Here is a 16144-nt window from a genome sequence, read left to right on the forward strand (position 1 = left end):
ACGTCTTCACGGACCGCGAGCACAGGGGTATGCAGGTGGCAGGGGCACGGCACGACGAAGGAGCGGCCCTCGGGGCCTTCGCCGAGGGCGGTGGCGCAGCGGGGGCGCCGGCCGGCGGCGGCCCGGGCCGCCAGGACGTGGCCGACGCCCGCCGGATCGTGGTGAAGGTCGGCTCCTCCTCGCTGACCACGGCCGCCGGGGGGCTGGACGCGGACCGCGTCGACGCCCTGGTGGACGTGCTGGCCAAGCACCAGGACAAGGAGATCGTGCTGGTCTCCTCCGGGGCCATCGCCGCCGGCCTCGCCCCTCTGGGGCTCGATGGCCGCCCCCGCGACCTGGCCCGGCAGCAGGCCGCCGCCAGCGTCGGCCAGGGCCTGCTGGTCGCCCGCTACACCGCCTCGTTCGCCCGCTACGGCCGCCGGGTCGGTCAGGTGCTGCTGACCTCCGATGACACCAGCCGGCGGGCCCACTACCGCAACGCCTGCCGCACCCTGGACCAACTGCTGGCCATGGGGGCGGTGCCGATCGTCAACGAGAACGACACCGTCGCCACCGACGAGATCCGCTTCGGCGACAATGACCGGCTGGCCGCCCTCGTCGCCCACCTCGTCCGCGCCGACCTGCTCGTCCTCCTCTCCGACGTGGACGGCCTCTACGACGGCGACCCGGCCACCCCCGGCACGTCCCGGATAGACGTGGTCGCCGGGCCCGAGGACCTGACCGGTATCTCCATCGGGAGCGCGGGCAAGTCCGGCGTCGGGACCGGCGGCATGGTCACCAAGGTCGAGGCGGCCCGGATCGCGGCCGCGGCCGGCGTCCCCGTCGTGCTCACCTCCGCCGTGCACGCCGGCGACGCCCTGTCCGGCGCCGCCACCGGCACCCACTTCCTGCGCACCGGCCGCCGCTCCGCGGACCGGCTGCTGTGGCTGGCACACGCCTCGACGCCGCAGGGCGCCCTCGTCCTGGACGACGGGGCGGTGCGGGCCGTCGTCGAGCGGAACTCCTCGCTGCTGCCGGCCGGCATCTCCGGCGTCGAGGGCGAGTTCTCCGCCGGCGACCCGGTGGAGCTGCGGGACGCCGAGGGTCACGCCGTCGCCCGTGGGCTGGTCAACTTCGACGCCCGGGAAATCCCCCGATTGATTGGTCGTTCGACCAGGGACCTGGCCCGCGAGCTCGGACCGGCGTATGAGCGCGAGGTCGTGCACCGCGACGACCTGGTGCTGCTCCACCGCTGACGCCCCGCCCACGGCACCGCGGCCCGGCCCGTAGGGGACCGGCCGTTCGTCAGCCTTTCATTGGGGACCTTCGGTAAAACCGCCCCGCGAGCGGCCGCGGGCTGGTCAACTTTGTTGCAGGGGCGCCGTAGGGGAGCGGCGCCCGCAGCGCGCGAGCGCTTCACGCCGAAGGACGACCGCACCAGTCGGCTCCGCACCTCAAGGGGGCGGAGCGATTCGCATCACAGGAGGCCGCCGGTGACACGAGGGCGCCCAGGGGCTCCGGCCCGAGGGACGGCGGAGCGCACACTGACCAGCGTCGGGCCCACCGGGAGCGCCGGCGGCGCCCGGCCGGAGGGCGACCGGCGGGCGGAGCGGGACCGGACGGCGCCGCGGGCGCGGGAGGAGGAGCGCCGGGAGGTGTCCCGACTCTGGCACGTCACCCTCAGCGTCTCAGGCGCCGAGGCCCCGCTCAAGGAGGTCCGGCGGGCGCTGGAACAGCTCGCGCACGACCACCCGTTCCTGCTGACCAGCCGCTACGCCAACGACCACGCCGAGATCCGCTACTGGGAAGAGGCCCGGGACCTGCACGACGCGGCCGCGGTCGCGCTCCGGTTGTGGGGCGAGCACCGCTCGACGGCCAAGCTGCCGCCCTGGGAGATCGTCGGCCTGGAGGTCATCGACCGGGAGACCTACCACCAGCGCATCGCGGAGGGCTACGGGCCGCCGCCGGCCTCACCGGTCGGGGTCCATCCGTACTAGGGCCTGTCCGATGGGTCATGGCCGGACAGGCTTCAGGGCTCGCGAACTGCCGCTCGCCCAGCCTCGCCGTACCGCGGTGGCCGCGGCGTCGTCCACAGACACCCGGCGCCGGTGTGACCGGCGTCCCGCACTGTGGGATCCGGCGCGGCCGCCGGCCGGCGCGGCGTTAGGCTGCCGCCATGACCAGCAGCGCTTCCCCGTCCTCGCCCGTCCTCGACACCGCCCGCCGCGCCAAGGAGGCGGCCGCCGTCCTGGCCCCGCTGCCGCGCACGGCCCGCGACGGGGCGCTGCTCGCCATCGCCGACGCCCTGGTGGCGCAGACCGACACCCTGGTCGCGGCCAATGCCGAGGACATCGACAAGGCCCGCGCCGCCGGCACCTCCGAGTCGATCGTGGACCGGCTCACCCTCACCCCCGAGCGGATCGCCGCCATCGCCGACGACGTCCGCAAGGTCGTCGCGCTGCCCGACCCGGTCGGCGAGGTGGTCCGCGGCTCGACCCTGCCCAACGGCCTCGACCTGCGCCAGGTCCGGGTCCCGCTCGGCGTGATCGGCATCATCTACGAGGCCCGCCCCAACGTGACGGTCGACGCCGCCGCGCTCTGCCTGAAGTCCGGCAACGCCGTGCTGCTGCGCGGCTCGTCCTCCGCCTACGCCTCCAACAGCGCCCTGGTGGACGTCCTGCGCGGCGCCGTGCAGAGCGCCGGACTGCCGGCCGACGCTGTGCAGTTGGTGCCGGGGGAGAGCCGCGACTCGGTGCGCGAGTTGATGCGCGCCCGCGGTCTGGTCGACGTGCTGATCCCGCGCGGCGGCGCCGCCCTGATCCGCACCGTCGTCGAGGAGTCCACCGTCCCGGTCATCGAGACCGGCACCGGCAACTGCCACGTCTACGTCGACGAGGCCGCCGACCTCGACATGGCCATCGACATCCTGGTCAACTCCAAGGCCCAGCGCCCCAGCGTCTGCAACGCCGCCGAGACCGTGCTGGTGCACGCCGGCATCGCGCAGAAGTTCCTGCCGCGCGCCCTTCAGGCGCTGACCCAGGCCGGCGTGGTGGTGCACGGCGACGCCGCCTGGCAGCAGGCCGGCCCCGGCCTGGTCGCCCCCGCCACCGACGAGGACTGGGCCACCGAGTACCTCTCCTACGACATCGCCGCCGCCGTGGTGCCCGACCTGGACGCCGCGGTCGCCCACATCCGGCGCTGGACCTCGGGCCACACCGAGGCCATCGTCACCGGCTCCCAGGCCGCCGCCCGCCGCTTCACCCAGTTGGTGGACTCCACCACCGTCGCGGTCAACGCCTCGACGCGGTTCACCGACGGCGGTCAGTTCGGCTTCGGCGCCGAGATCGGCATCTCCACCCAGAAGCTGCACGCCCGCGGCCCCATGGGCCTGCCCGAGCTGACATCCACCAAGTACATCGTCACGGGCGACGGCCACACCCGCTGAACCCCCGGGCGGACGGCCCCGTTCCGCCCGTATCCGCCCCTTCTTCTCCCTGCCCAAAAAGTCCGGCCGGGGCTACCCTGGACGGGTGCCGGACGACGTGGGGGGCATGCCGTTCCCGGACGGCGAAGAGCCCGACGAGCACCACCACGGGAGCCACGGACGAGCGGACGGGGAGTTCGCATCCGTGGTCTTCGACGAGGACTTCGTACGGGCCGCGACGATCCATGAGCCCTCGGCGGTCGAGCGGATGTTGGCCGCCGCGGAGGCGCGCGCGGAGGCCGAGGCGGCCGCCCGCCTGGGCGCCGGCCTGGGCCCGGACGACGACTACGACCGCGACGGGCCGGGCGTCCGGCCCGACGATCCCGACGACCACGCCCTGGAGGGCCCCTACGGGCCGTACGGCGGCGCGCTGCGCCCCTACCGCGGCACCGCCCGTTGGCACCGCCCCATGGCCTGGGTGCTGGCCGTGGTGATGGGCGTCGGCCTGGTGGCGCTGGCCTTCAGCGCCGTCTACCGGGGCGCCTCCGGGCGCGGCCAGAGCCCCGCCCCGCCGGCTAGTTCCACCGGCGTCGACACCCCGTCCACCGGCGCCTCCCCGAAGTCCGGCGCGGGCCCGTTCACCTCGCCGCGCCCCGGTGTCCCCACGGTCGGCTCCGCACAACCGCCGCGTCCGTCGTTCCCGGCGGGCTCCGGGCCGCGCTGACCCGAAGTTGTACCGCCTCCCCGCGTTTACCTCGGCCCCGTCAGACCTACCCTTGTTGTATGACCGGGCCTGGTGACCCTCCCGAGGGGATGCCCGACGGCGCCCCGGGAGGCGGTGACGACGAGTACCGATCCGTGGTCTTCGACGAGCGGTTTGTCCGCGCGGCGCGATTGCAGGAGTTCTCCGCCGACGAGCGCTTGGGCGAGCACCACGCACCGGCGGTGAAGAGCCGCCACACATGGCTGCGGCCGGGCGGGTCCCGGCAGGCGGTTCTGCTGGTGCTGTTGATCGTGCTGGCCTTCGGCACGGCCGTCTACATGGGCATCCGCCATCCCTACAAGGCGCCCGAACCGGCCCGCGCGCAGCCGCTGCGGTCCGCGGTGGTGCCGCTGGCGCCGTCCGGCACCGTACCGGGCGCGACCCCGACGGACCTCTTCACGCACAGCCCGGCGGCCGACTACCGGATCGGCGCCGCCGGCATCAACCTCCCTACCGTGCAGCGCAGTACGCACTTCTCCGACGACCAGATCGTGACCGCGCTGACCATCGCCAAGGAGTACCTCGTGCGCTCGTCGGTGGACCCGGCCACCCTCACCGGCGGCTCGGTGCGCCCCATCCGGCTACTGCTCGACACCGGCCAACTCGACCAGTTCGACCGGAGCGTGGCGCACCCCGATGACAACGGCCGGGACGCGGCCACCGGTTGGCTGGTGCGCTTCGACCCCAAGCTGGTCCGGCTCGCCGACCACAACGTCCGCGTCAACGGCACGTTGAACGCCACCGAGTTGAGCGCGGACACCCTCGACATCGCCGCCGACTACACCTTCGTCTACGCCGTGCAGCCGGCCCCCGGGGCGCCGGCGGACGGCGCCGGGCAGCACACCGGCCGACCGACGCCGGGCGCGGCCTCGCTCGTCACCGTGCGCCGCGAACTGCACTTCCGGATCAACCGGGACGACCTCGCCGACCACCGGCTGGCCGTCGCGCAGAGCGACCTCCAGGTCGGGCCGCTGTCCTGCTCCGCACAGTCGGCCGATGCGCTGCGCCCGCTGCTCGCCGGGCAGCGCGCCGGCACCGACCGACCCGCCGGCACCGACCCCTACGCCCGGGGCCGGGCCAACGCCTCGCTCTGCGGCGAGCTTTCGGCTACTTCCCAGCCGAACCCGAGCCATCCGATCCGTTAGCGCCGCCCGCATCGCCGGCGCCGTTGGGGCGGGTGCCGAAGACCGTGTCGCGCAGCTTGCCGCCCAAGTCCCCGGCGCCGCCGGCCAGATCGCGCACCAGGCCCATCAGCGGGTCCTTGCTGGTGCGCACCGACTCGGCGTAGTGCGCCGCGGAGTCCTTGAAGGAGTCGGAGACCGAGGTGTCCTTGTCCTCCTCGCGGCGCGGGTAGTGGCCGTCCATGATGCGCTGGTAGTCGCGGCTCTCGGCCCACTTCTTCAGCTCGGCGGCGCGGACCGTGGTGAACGGATGGCTGCGGGGCAGGAGGTTGAGGATCTTCAGCACGGAGTCCCGCAGGTCGCCGCCGGACTCGTACTCCTCGGCCTGCTTGAGGAAGGCGTCGACGTTCATCTCGTGCAGGTGGTTGCCGCCGGCCAGCTTCATCAGGCCACGCATCGACGCCTGGAGGTCCTGCCCGACCAACAGGCCGGCCCGGTCGGCCGACAGCTCCGACTTGCGGAACCACTCGCGCAGCGCCGTCACGATCGCCATCACCGCGACATTGCCGAGCGGGATCCAGGCGACCTTGGTGGCGAGGTTGGTCAGGAACAGCAGGATCGTGCGGTACACCGCGTGCCCGGAGAGGGCGTGGCCCACCTCGTGGCCGATGACGGCCCGCATCTCCTCCTCGTCCAGCAGCTCGACCAGGCCGGTCGTCACCACGATGATCGGCTCGTCCAGGCCGATGCACATGGCGTTGGGCTGCGGGTCCTGATTGACGTACATCGGGGGGACCTTCTCCAGGTCCAGGATGTAACAGGCGTCCCGCAGCATCGCGTTGAGGTGCGCGAACTGCTGGTCGCTGACGCGGACCGAGTCCGACAGGAAGAGCAGCCGCAGGCTGCGCTCGGGCAGCAGCCCGCTCAGCGTCTTGAAGACGGTGTCGAACCCGCTCAGCTTGCGCAGCGCGACCAGCGCCGAGCGGTCCGCCGGGTGCTCGTAGGACCGCGACGAGATGCCGGGGAACCGCCTGCGGTTCCTGCTCGGTACCTTCGCGCCGCCGTCTGGGCTCTCCGTCATTGGGGCCTCCCCCTGTTCGACTGCGTGTGATTCAGCCTAGAGGACGCCACTGACAGCGGAATGGATGCCCGGGCGTACGCTGGCGAACGCACCACTGCCCACTCAGGCCCGCACAAAAGGGAGCCACCGCCATGCCGCATCCGAGCCTGCTTCTCGCCGCCGCCGAGGAGACCTCCCGGGGCGGTGGTCCCGGCTGGCTCCTGCGCACCGTGATCGTCGTGGGCGTGGTGGGGGCGGGCCTGCTCGCCTGGTTCCTGCTGCGCGGCTACGGCAACCAGGACTGACCGGGTCGACCGGCCAACGGGGCCGACCGACCAGGGCCGGCCCACCGGGACTGCCGCCCGCGGGGGCCGACTTCGGGCCCGGCCGGGGCCCTTCTGCGAAGGGGGCGGAGCGCCTTCGGACGGAGTCGGCGTGAGCCCCCGGTGACGTGGCGCTTACGATGTGGCGGAAGCCTCTGTCCGACACCCGCCCGGATTGGTCCAGCCAACGATGAGCCTGCACTCCACCGCACAGTCCCTGGTCTCCCTCGCCGAAGAAGCCGGGCACGGGGGCCAGCACGAGAGCCTGAGCCCCTTCCTCACCGGCGGCAGCGCCCTTTTCATCCTGCTTCTCCTGCTCTGGATCACCACGCGCTTCAACCGCGACCGTTAAGCCCGTACACCCGGCCCCCGGCACCGCGTCCCGCCAAGTAGGGTCTGCACGCATGGGAGAGCACACAGGGCCCGTGAAGCGGCGGCTCGGCGTGATGGGCGGGACGTTCGACCCGATCCATCACGGACACCTGGTCGCCGCCAGCGAGGTGGCCAGCCAGTTCCACCTCGATGAGGTCGTCTTTGTGCCCACGGGGCACCCGTGGCAGAAGAGCCACAAGAGGGTGACCCCCGCCGAGGACCGTTATCTGATGACGGTCATCGCGACCGCGTCCAACCCGCAGTTCTCCGTCAGCCGCATCGACATCGACCGCGGCGGCAAGACGTACACGATAGACACGCTGCGCGATCTACGGGCGGAGCACGAGGACGCGGACCTCTTCTTCATCACCGGCGCCGACGCGCTCAGCCAGATCCTCACCTGGCACGACGCCGCGGAGCTGGTCTCGCTCGCCCACTTCATCGGGGTGACCCGGCCCGGCCACGTCCTCGCGGACCCCGGGCTGCCCGAGGGGGCGGTGTCCCTGGTCGAGGTGCCCGCACTGGCCATCTCCTCGACCGACTGCCGGGCGCGCGTCGCCCAGGGGGATCCGGTTTGGTACCTGGTACCGGACGGTGTGGTGCGCTACATCGACAAAAAGCAGCTGTACCGCGACGACCGCTGACGGGGCAGATGGAAAGGGGCACCGGTGAGCGACCGACACGATCCGTACGGGCCGCAGGACCCATATGCCCAGGACCCGTATGCCCAGCAGCACGGGCAACCGGGCCAGGGCTACGCCTACGACCAGTACGGGCGGCCGGTGCATCCGGAGGCGCCACAGCAGTACGAGGCGCAGACGCCGTACGGGCAGCAGACCTACGACCCTTACGGGCAGCAGCCACCCGCACCCGGCACCCCCGCCCCGTACGGCTCCTATGACCCCTACGGGGCCCAGGCCGGCCAGGCGCCGCCGGCCCCGCAGTCCTACCCGGGACAGCAGGAGTACGGCTACGACGGCTACGGCAGCCAGCAGGCCCAACAGACCGGCTATCCCCAGCAGTACGACCCGTACGCCCAGCCCCAACAGGGCCCGCCGCACCAGGGGCCGCCCGCCGCCGCGGACTGGATTCCGCAGCAGTCCCAGCAGCCCCAGCAGTCGCCCTACGAGCAGCTCTCCTATCGGGAGCCGCAGCAGCCCGCCGGGCCCCAGGGGCACGAGCCGTCCCCGCCCGCGCAGCCCGGCCACGAGCGGCCCGGTGCGCCGCCGGCGACCGGCCCGGAGGAGCCGCCGGCGCCCACCGGCTCCAAGGGCCCCACGGGTCCCAAGGGCGCCGGTGAGGAGTACCACACCGAGCAGTTCGCGTTCGTCGAGGATCCGGATGGGGACTCCGAAGACGTCATCGACTGGCTGAAGTTCACCGAGAGCCGCACCGAGCGGCGCGAGGAGGCCAAGCGGCGCGGCCGCAGCCGGCTCGTCGCGTTCTGCGTCGTGCTGGCCCTCCTGGTGGCCGGCGGCGTCGGCTACCTCTGGTGGGCGGGCAAGTTGCCGGGGCTGTCGGGTGCGGGCAGCGGCGCCGATGCCGCGGCCGGCGGTCAGAAGCGGGACGTCCTCGTGGTGAACCTGCGCGACACCAAGAGCGGGAACAGCTCCACCGCGCTCCTGGTGGACAACGAGACCACCCACAAGGGCACGACCCTCCTGCTCCCCAACAACCTCATCGTCACCAAGGACGACGGCACCACCACGACGCTCGGCAAGACCGTCAAGGACGACGGCACCGACGCGACCCGGGAATCCCTGGGCACCCTCCTCGGCGCCGACCTCAAGGCCAGTTGGCGGCTGGACACCCCGTATCTGGAGAACCTCGTCGAGACGGTCGGTGGGATCACCGTCGACACCGACGCCGCCGTCCCCGGTGGCAAGAAGGGCGACCCCCCGGTCGTCAAACAGGGCGCCGGCCAGCTCCTCAACGGGCAGGCGGCCGTCGCCTACGCCACCTACCAGGGGCCCGGGGACTCCCAGACCAAGCAGTTGCAGCGGTTCGGGCAGGTCATGCAGGCCACCCTGAAGAAGGTCTCCTCCGACGCGGACGGCGCCACCGCCACCGTCAAGTCGCTGCTCCAGATCCTCGACCCGCCGCTCACCGAGGCCCAGTTGGGCAGCTCGCTGGCGCAGCGGGCGGAGCTGGCGAAGACCGGCAAGTACGACACCGAGCTGCTGCCGGTGCAGGCCGACGGGACGATCAGCCAGGGCACCGCGGCCGGCGTCGTCAAGGACGTCCTGGGCGGCACGGTCAAGAAGACCTCACCGGGTGTGACACCGCGGGTCGCGGTCAGCAACGCCACCGGTGACAAGGCCGCCACCGGCAAGGCCCAGATCGCGCTCCTCAACGGCGGCTACACCTTCGTCGACGCCGGCAGCGGCAGCACCGCGGCCGCGTCCAAGGTGACCTACGGGGACGCCCCGCAGCGGGCCAAGGCCGCTGAGGTCGCCAAGACCCTCGGCCTGCCGGCCGGCTCCGTCCAGCAGGGCAAGGTCCCCGGGAACGCGGACGTCGCGGTGGTCCTGGGCCAGGACTACAAGGGCTGACACCGGGTCCGCCGCGGGCCGATGCGCCCGGGCTGACCAGGCAGGATGCCGACTGCTCCCGGTGGGGTGGAAATCCCCGCCGGGAGTGTCGGCGGTCCGTGAGACCCTAAAGAGGTACCTGACCGCCGATCCGGCCGCCCAGGACCGCCGGTGCGGCATGCTCCGCCGGCACGTCCTGCGTCCCGTTGGAGAAGCGGGCCCCTCGACCCGGAAAGCCGCTTGTGACCGCCACGGACCGCTCCATCGAGCTCATCAACGCCGCCGCTCTGGCGGCCGCCGACAAGCTCGCGCACGACATCATCGCGTACGACGTCAGCGACGTCCTCTCGATCACCGACGCCTTCCTGCTGGCCTCCGCGCCCAGCGACCGCCAGGTCAAGGCGATCGTCGACGAGATCGAGGAACGTCTCAACAAGGACCTCGGCGCCAAGCCGGTCCGCCGCGAGGGCGACCGCGAGGCCCGCTGGGTGCTGCTCGACTACGTCGACATCGTCGTCCACGTCCAGCACAGCGAGGAGCGGGTGTTCTACGCCCTGGAGCGCCTGTGGAAGGACTGCCCGGAGATCGACCTCCCTCAGGAGGCCAAGGCGACCCGCGGCAAGGCGGCGGAGCACGCCAAGACCCTCGCCGGTGAAGAGGACGGAGAGCTGCGCTGAACGGCACCAAGGGCGGCCGGGGCCGCCGCCTCGTCCTGTGGCGCCACGGCCAGACGGCCTGGAACTTGGAGCGCCGCTTCCAGGGCTCGACCGACATCGAGCTGACGGACACCGGCGTCGCCCAGGCCCGCCGCGCCGCCCGGCTGCTGGCCGCCCTCCGGCCGGACGCCATCATCGCGTCCGACCTGAGCCGCGCCATGGCGACGGCGGGCGAGCTGGCCGCCCTGACGCAGCTGGACGTCACCTACGACGCCGGGCTCCGGGAGACCTACGCGGGCGCCTGGCAGGGCCTGACGCACGACGAGATCCTGGCGCGGTTCGGTGCGGAGTACACCGCCTGGAAGCGCGGTGAGCCGGTGCGCCGAGGTGGCGGCGAACTGGAGACCGAGGTCGCCGACCGGGCCGCCCCGATCGTCCTGCGGCACGCCGACAAGCTGCCCGACGAGGGCACCCTCGTCGTCGTCAGCCACGGCGGCACCATCCGCACCACCATCGGGCGGCTGCTCGGCCTGGAGTCCCACCACTGGGAGGGCCTGGGCGGACTGTCGAACTGCTGCTGGTCCGTCCTGGGCGAGGGCGCCCGCGGCTGGCGGCTGCTGGAGCACAACGCCGGCACCCTGCCGGAGCCGGTGCTCGGCGACGACGACTAAGGCCCCGGAGCGGGGGCGACCGGACCGGATTTCACATTTGGGCAGGTCGCAGGCTAGAGTTCTTCTTGTTCGCGGCGCCGCCGGGGGAAACCCCGGGGGAACGGAACAAGACCCGGGGCTATAGCTCAGTTGGTAGAGCGCCTGCATGGCATGCAGGAGGTCAGGAGTTCAATTCTCCTTAGCTCCACAGTCCGGAAGATCCCGTCTCCTCATCGGAGGCGGGATCTTCTGCGTTGTCGCGCAGTCCTGTGCGTTTCCGTGCGTTCTCCGCGCGCGCGTCCCTGGACGGGCGGCGGGCTGACGGTGCTGTGCGCGCCGGGCAGCGCCGTCCGGGCAGGAACGCAGGGGCAGTTGCTCCGGGGCTGTGGGGTGCCTCACTACGCCTCGGTGGGCGGCTCCTCCGGGGCGTTGGCGCCGCGCTCCCACGTCTGTTCCAGGCCCGCGCGGATCTCGGAGGCGGGCCGCAGATGCTCGGGGCAGCCGAGGAGCGGGTCGTGGACCGTGCGCAGCACCGCCGTCAGCCGTCGGCTCTCCTCGTCAGCCGGGGTGTAGACCACGATCCGGGTCTCGGGGGCGCCGTCGACCGCCAGGGACGAGGAGACCAGCCGTATCTCGCCGACCGAGGCGTGCTGGACCACCTTCACGCGACGGCCGTGCGGGGCGACGTCGCCGGTCGCCCACAGCCGCGCGAATTCCGAACTGGCCCCGGACAGGCGGGATATCAGGGCCTCCCAGGCAGCCTCGCCGACGTGCCGCCCGTAGGCGCCGCGGAGTTGGGCCACCAGCGCCGGGAACTCCTCGTCGCGGTTGCGCACCGTCGAGCAACACGGGGGCATCGTGAACAGCTGCCACAGGGCGTTGCGCGCCGGGCCGCGGGCGAGCGCGACGGCCGGGAAGACGCCCTGGTAGGCGGAGTTGGCGGCGAGGACGTCGTAACGGGCGTTGTAGACCACCGCGGGCAGGGGCACCAGGGCGTCGATGATGCCGTGTACCTCCGGGCCCACGGAGCGCGCGTCCGCCTCTCTGGCGGGGGCGTAGGGCACCTCGGCGAGGTGGTAGAGGTGCTCGCGCTCGGCGTCGTCCAGCCGGAGCGTACGGGCCACCGCGTCCAGCACCTGGCCGCTGGCGTTGATCGGGCGCCCTTGCTCCAACCACGTGTACCAGGTCACGCCGACGCCCGAGAGCTGGGCGACCTCCTCGCGGCGCAGGCCGGGCGTGCGGCGCCGCAGCCCGGGCGGCATGCCCACGTCCTGCGGCGTCACCCGGGCCCGCCGGCTGCGCAGGAAGGCCGCCAGCTCGGGCCGCCGACGCCCGTCGGCTCGGACCGAGGTCGTCATGGCGCTCACACCCCCATCGTCGGGGCAGGCCCGGGAGCCTGCCAGGTGCTGTCGGTACCAGCATCGGCAGGCACTCGTGACCGGTACCCGTCCGGCGTCAGGCTCCCCGTCATGACGAACGACCTGACCGCGGACCCGACCGGACACCGCACCCTGCGCCGCCCGCGCGCCCTCTCCCCAAGGACGCCGACGACGCATGCCGACGCCGCATCAACTCCACTTGCCATTAAAGCCGGAGGCACTGACAACGCCGCCGCGGGCGGGCGCCCCGCGGGCTCGGCGCGGATGCTGGTGATCGTCCTCGCCGGGCAGTTCATGGCAGTGCTGGACACCTTCATCGTCAATGTCGCCGCCCCCTCGATCGGCGCCGGCCTGCACGCCTCGGGGGCCGCGCTGCAACTCGTCGTCGCCGGCTACACCATCGCGTACGCGGTGCTGCTCATCACCGGGGCCCGGCTCGGTGAACTGCTGGGCCCGCGGCGGACGTTCCTGGCCGGGCTCGCGGTCTTCACCGGGGCCTCGCTGGCCTGCGGACTGGCCGCGGACGCCGGGCAGTTGATCGCCTTCCGCGTCGTCCAGGGGGCCGGCGCCGCGGTGATGCTGCCCCAGGTATTGGGGCTGATCCAGCGGACGTTCACCGGTGCCGCGCGGGCCCGGGCCATCGGGGCGTACACCGCGGTGATGGCGGTGGGGGCGGTCTGTGGGCAGATCGCCGGCGGGGTGTTGGTCAGCGCGGACCTCTTCGGTGCGGGCTGGCGGACGGTGTTCCTGGTGAACGTGCCGATCGGCGCGGTGCTGTTGGCGGCCGGGCCGCGGCTGATCCACCGGGACCGGCCGGCCACCTCGGCCCGCGGACTGGATCTGCCCGGACTGGTGCTGCTGGCCGGGGCGTTGGGACTGGGGACGGTGGCGCTGGTGCTCGGTCAGGGGGCCGGGTGGCCGCCGTGGTCCTGGTGGGCGCTGGGCGGCGGCGGGCTCCTGTTGGGGGCGTTCGTGGCTCACGAGGCGGCCCGGGCCCGCCGGGGCGGGGCACCGCTGATCTCGCCCAGGGTGGCGGGCGCACCCGGAATGCCGCTGAAGTTGGTGCGGATCGCGCTGGTCATGGCCGTCAACGCGGGCTATATGTTCGTGCTGACGCTGCACCTCCAGAACACGCTCCACTACGGCGCGCTGCGCACCGGGCTGACGTTCGTGCCGACGGCGCTGGCTTACGGGGCCGTGGGGCTGTGGTGGCGGCATCTGCCCCGCAGGGCGCACCCGTTGCTGGTACCGGGCGGGTTCGTGCTGATCTGCGCGGCGCTGCTGGGGATCGGGCTGGCGCTCAAGAACGGCGGGGACGCGGGCGGGTGGGTGCTGCTGGCGTCCGCCGGGCTGGGCGCCGGATTCGGCTGCGCCCACAGCGCCAATCTGGCCGCCGCGTTGGCGTCCGTCCACAAGGAGGACGCGGCGGACGCGAGCGGGCTGGTGGTGACCGTCAACCAGGTCGGACTGGTGCTGGGGACCTCGCTTTTCGGCGCGCTCTTCCTGAATCGCTTGGCGACGGAAGGGGCGCAAGGCGCCTCAAGAGCCCTGTGGGGGAGCGTTCTCGCGCTGACCGGCGCGGCGGCGCTCGGCGGCGCGGCCGGGGTGCTCCGCAGGCGGACCTGACCTGGTGGGCGGTCCGTGGCAGAATCGGACGGCGCAGCCAGGGGAGGAGAGATCGCGATGCCCATGAGCATCCATGGGCAGGTCGGCGACCTGTCCGGACCGCCCGCCGCGCGCGCCACGTCGGGCGTGGCTCTCCAGTGCCCCGCGTGCGGTTCCTCCCACGTCGCGCAGGTGCTGGGCGACAACGGCGGTGTTTCCTTCGTCTGTACGGCCTGCGGCCGCAGTTGGAGCTGATGGATGGGCGCCCACAGCAGGAAGTGCGACTGGTGCGGCAGCGGTACGCCGATCGTCCGCGACATGGAACCGGTCAACGCCGATTACCAGTACTGGTGCGAGGAATGCGCGCGCGCCCTGGTCATAAAGGGCGACCCCATCGAGACGTATCGGGAGCTCGACGGGGAGCCGATCTACGGTCGGCTGCTGGAGGAGCACTGCACGCTGAAACGGTTCTATTCCTTCGCCACGGCCTGAGTTGGGGCCGCCGGCCGGTCGGGGCGCGGTGATCCGGATCGCCGTCGAACGGTCAATTCCCGTGCCGCTTCCGCGTTACTTCCGTGCCACATGAGGCATGTTCGATCACTTTCGATCGGTTCCGGTGATGCGGAACTTCCGCGGCGCGGCGGGGCGTTGGCGTCATCAGAACCCGCTGCTGGCACCGTCGGCGGCGGGGTGTCAGCAGCGATGGGGCCGGGCAGGTCCCGCCTGGCAAGCGGGCTCGTACGGGGGTGGAGATGGCGGCAGTTGGCGGCGTAGGAGTGCGCTCGGGGGGCGTCACCGACCGGGAGGCTCGGCCGCAGACGCAGACGCAGACGCAGACGCAGACGTGGACGCGGGCGGGGCTTCGGGGGCGGATATCGGGGGAGCGGCGGCCGGTCGCCTGAGCCGGGCCGCGGCCAGTACCAGCAGGATGAGCCCGGCCAGCGGGTAGACCGCGGAGAGCAGCATCTGGCCGGCGTTCTGGTGGAGTTCCTCGTGCTGGTGCCAGCGGTGCGGCACCCACCACAGCGCGAACGAGCAGAACAGCAGCCCCACCATCACGGTCGCCGCCCACCAGCGGCGGGCCGCGGCGCCGGCGCGCTGTAGCGCCTCGGAGCCCAGCAGGATCAGCATCGGGACGCTCCACACCCAGTGGTGCGACCAGGAGATCGGGCTGATCAGCAGGGCGGTGGCGGCGCAGGTGAGGGTCGCCCAGGCGCGTTCGCCGCGCAGCAGCGCCGCGGCGGCCAACGCCAGCCCGGCGGCGGCCGCCAGCGCGGCCAGGACGAGCCAGGCGGTGCCGGGGTCGTGGGTGTGCAACAGCCGGGCCAGGACGCCGCGCAGCGACTGGTTCGCCGTGATCTCGACCTCACCGACCCGGTCGGCGGCGAACACGATCTCGGTCCAGAAGCGGTGCGAGTCGCGCGGCAGCGCGACCGCGGAGAGGAGGGCGGTGGCACCAAACGTTCCGGTGGCGACGGCGGCCTGCCGCAGCCAGGGGTTCCAGGCTGCGCGCCACCCGGCGCCCGAGCGCAGCATCTGTACGGCGCGGACCGCGCCGGCCAGGGCGAGGAAGACGGCGAACAGCGCCGGGGTCAGCTTGATGCCGGCCGCGATGCCGATGCCGATGCCGGCCCACCGGTTGGTGTCCCGGCGGGTCAGGTCCCACAGCACCAGCACCGCGAGCAACAGGTTGATCTGGCCGTAGCGCAGCGTCGTCCAGACCGGCTCGCACCACACCAGCAGCGCGGACAGCGCCAGCGTCGCGGCGAGCGGGGGGAGCCGCCGCGGCCGGCCGACGAGACGGAGGGAGAGGTGGACGACGGCGACGAGCAGCACGAGGTTCCCGGCCGTGGCCAGGGTGCGCATCACCGGGACGCCGAAGAAGGTGAGCGGGACGAACAGCAGGGCGGCGAACGGCGGATAGGTGTTGGGCAGCCGTGCGGAGGTGGCCACCATGTCGTAGAGGTCCTTGCCGTCGCGGGCGGTCTCGCCCTCGGCGCGGTAGACCATGAGGTCCACCATCGAGACGTGCGCCAGCCGCTGCGCGATCCAGAAGGCGGCGAAGGAGATCAGGCAGGCCAGCGCCGCGGCGGCCACGGGGTGGCGGCGGATCACGCCCGCGCGGGGGCGCGGGCCGCGGAGGTCGGCGGGCTGGTCCGGATCCAGCACGGTCACGGCGTACGGCTCCCCAGGACGAATCGGGCACGGCTCGCCGACAGTACCTTGGGTCCCGTCGAAGGGGTTGGGGGCGCTGCGGCCCGGAGGGCCTCGGTCCGGGGCG

The 16144-nt window shown here is 72.9% G+C and carries 17 protein-coding genes and 1 tRNA gene; 15 read left to right on the plus strand and 3 right to left on the minus strand.

Going from position 1 to position 16144, the window contains the following annotated elements:
* The first annotated feature begins 137 nt into the window (after positions 1-137).
* From proB to ACFVFQ_RS26040, 5 genes are all read left to right on the plus strand, one after another.
* Entirely contained in the window at positions 138-1235 is a 1098-nt protein-coding gene (gene proB, locus ACFVFQ_RS26020) for a glutamate 5-kinase (protein WP_383420267.1), read from the plus strand.
* Positions 1236-1472: 237 nt separating this feature from the next.
* A complete protein-coding gene (locus ACFVFQ_RS26025) occupies positions 1473-1976 on the plus strand; it encodes a hypothetical protein (protein ID WP_383420195.1) in 504 nt (167 codons plus the stop codon).
* Positions 1977-2155: 179 nt separating this feature from the next.
* Positions 2156-3424, plus strand: a complete 1269-nt coding sequence (locus tag ACFVFQ_RS26030) for a glutamate-5-semialdehyde dehydrogenase (protein WP_383420197.1) — start codon at positions 2156-2158, stop codon at positions 3422-3424.
* Between the two features lie 85 nt (positions 3425-3509).
* Entirely contained in the window at positions 3510-4127 is a 618-nt protein-coding gene (locus ACFVFQ_RS26035) for a hypothetical protein (RefSeq protein ID WP_383420199.1), read from the plus strand.
* A gap of 59 nt (positions 4128-4186) precedes the next feature.
* On the plus strand, positions 4187-5311 hold the full coding sequence (locus tag ACFVFQ_RS26040) for a hypothetical protein (protein ID WP_383420201.1): 1125 nt from the start codon (positions 4187-4189) through the stop codon (positions 5309-5311).
* On the opposite strand, the gene ACFVFQ_RS26045 is transcribed toward ACFVFQ_RS26040, so the two are convergent.
* A complete protein-coding gene (locus tag ACFVFQ_RS26045; protein WP_383420203.1) occupies positions 5274-6368 on the minus strand; it encodes a M48 family metallopeptidase in 1095 nt (364 codons plus the stop codon). The genes ACFVFQ_RS26040 and ACFVFQ_RS26045 overlap by 38 nt on opposite strands.
* 131 nt (positions 6369-6499) lie before the next feature.
* Here ACFVFQ_RS26045 and ACFVFQ_RS26050 point away from each other — a divergent pair, with 131 nt between their 5' ends.
* The 7 genes from ACFVFQ_RS26050 to ACFVFQ_RS26080 all read left to right on the plus strand — a co-directional run bounded on the left by ACFVFQ_RS26050 (position 6500) and on the right by ACFVFQ_RS26080 (position 11087).
* The gene (locus ACFVFQ_RS26050) at positions 6500-6652 is read left to right on the plus strand and encodes a hypothetical protein (protein WP_274915735.1); all 153 of its coding nucleotides are present in this window, start codon (positions 6500-6502) and stop codon (positions 6650-6652) included.
* Positions 6653-6860: 208 nt separating this feature from the next.
* A complete protein-coding gene (locus tag ACFVFQ_RS26055) occupies positions 6861-7022 on the plus strand; it encodes a hypothetical protein (protein ID WP_383420205.1) in 162 nt (53 codons plus the stop codon).
* A gap of 52 nt (positions 7023-7074) precedes the next feature.
* Positions 7075-7686 carry a nicotinate-nucleotide adenylyltransferase gene (gene nadD / locus ACFVFQ_RS26060; RefSeq protein ID WP_383420207.1) on the plus strand — a complete coding sequence of 204 codons (612 nt, stop codon included), beginning with the start codon at positions 7075-7077 and terminating at the stop codon, positions 7684-7686.
* A gap of 24 nt (positions 7687-7710) precedes the next feature.
* On the plus strand, positions 7711-9594 hold the full coding sequence (locus tag ACFVFQ_RS26065; protein WP_383420209.1) for a LytR C-terminal domain-containing protein: 1884 nt from the start codon (positions 7711-7713) through the stop codon (positions 9592-9594).
* Between the two features lie 221 nt (positions 9595-9815).
* The gene (gene rsfS / locus ACFVFQ_RS26070) at positions 9816-10250 is read left to right on the plus strand and encodes a ribosome silencing factor (protein WP_383420211.1); all 435 of its coding nucleotides are present in this window, start codon (positions 9816-9818) and stop codon (positions 10248-10250) included.
* A complete protein-coding gene (locus tag ACFVFQ_RS26075) occupies positions 10247-10900 on the plus strand; it encodes a histidine phosphatase family protein (protein WP_383420269.1) in 654 nt (217 codons plus the stop codon). The genes rsfS and ACFVFQ_RS26075 overlap by 4 nt, the downstream gene beginning before the upstream one ends.
* Positions 10901-11014: 114 nt before the next feature.
* Positions 11015-11087, plus strand: a tRNA-Ala gene (locus tag ACFVFQ_RS26080).
* Between the two features lie 190 nt (positions 11088-11277).
* On the opposite strand, the gene ACFVFQ_RS26085 is transcribed toward ACFVFQ_RS26080, so the two are convergent.
* The gene (locus ACFVFQ_RS26085; protein ID WP_383420271.1) at positions 11278-12237 is read right to left on the minus strand and encodes a helix-turn-helix transcriptional regulator; all 960 of its coding nucleotides are present in this window, start codon (positions 12235-12237) and stop codon (positions 11278-11280) included.
* A 111-nt stretch (positions 12238-12348) separates the two neighbouring features.
* Here ACFVFQ_RS26085 and ACFVFQ_RS26090 point away from each other — a divergent pair, with 111 nt between their 5' ends.
* The 3 genes from ACFVFQ_RS26090 to ACFVFQ_RS26100 all read left to right on the plus strand — a co-directional run bounded on the left by ACFVFQ_RS26090 (position 12349) and on the right by ACFVFQ_RS26100 (position 14355).
* Positions 12349-13884 (plus strand): MFS transporter, encoded by a 1536-nt coding sequence (locus ACFVFQ_RS26090; RefSeq protein ID WP_383420213.1) that lies wholly within the window; start codon positions 12349-12351, stop codon positions 13882-13884.
* A 63-nt stretch (positions 13885-13947) separates the two neighbouring features.
* A complete protein-coding gene (locus ACFVFQ_RS26095; RefSeq protein WP_383420277.1) occupies positions 13948-14118 on the plus strand; it encodes a hypothetical protein in 171 nt (56 codons plus the stop codon).
* A gap of 3 nt (positions 14119-14121) precedes the next feature.
* Positions 14122-14355: a hypothetical protein gene (locus ACFVFQ_RS26100; protein ID WP_147245244.1), complete on the plus strand. Its 234-nt coding sequence runs from the start codon at positions 14122-14124 to the stop codon at positions 14353-14355.
* A 300-nt stretch (positions 14356-14655) separates the two neighbouring features.
* Here the strand turns inward: ACFVFQ_RS26100 and ACFVFQ_RS26105 are convergent, their stop codons facing one another.
* Entirely contained in the window at positions 14656-16029 is a 1374-nt protein-coding gene (locus ACFVFQ_RS26105; protein ID WP_383420273.1) for a glycosyltransferase 87 family protein, read from the minus strand.
* Positions 16030-16144 lie beyond the last annotated feature (115 nt).

The sequence above is a fragment of the Streptomyces sp. NPDC057743 genome, assembly GCF_042798755.1.
Lineage (GTDB): Bacteria > Actinomycetota > Actinomycetes > Streptomycetales > Streptomycetaceae > Streptomyces.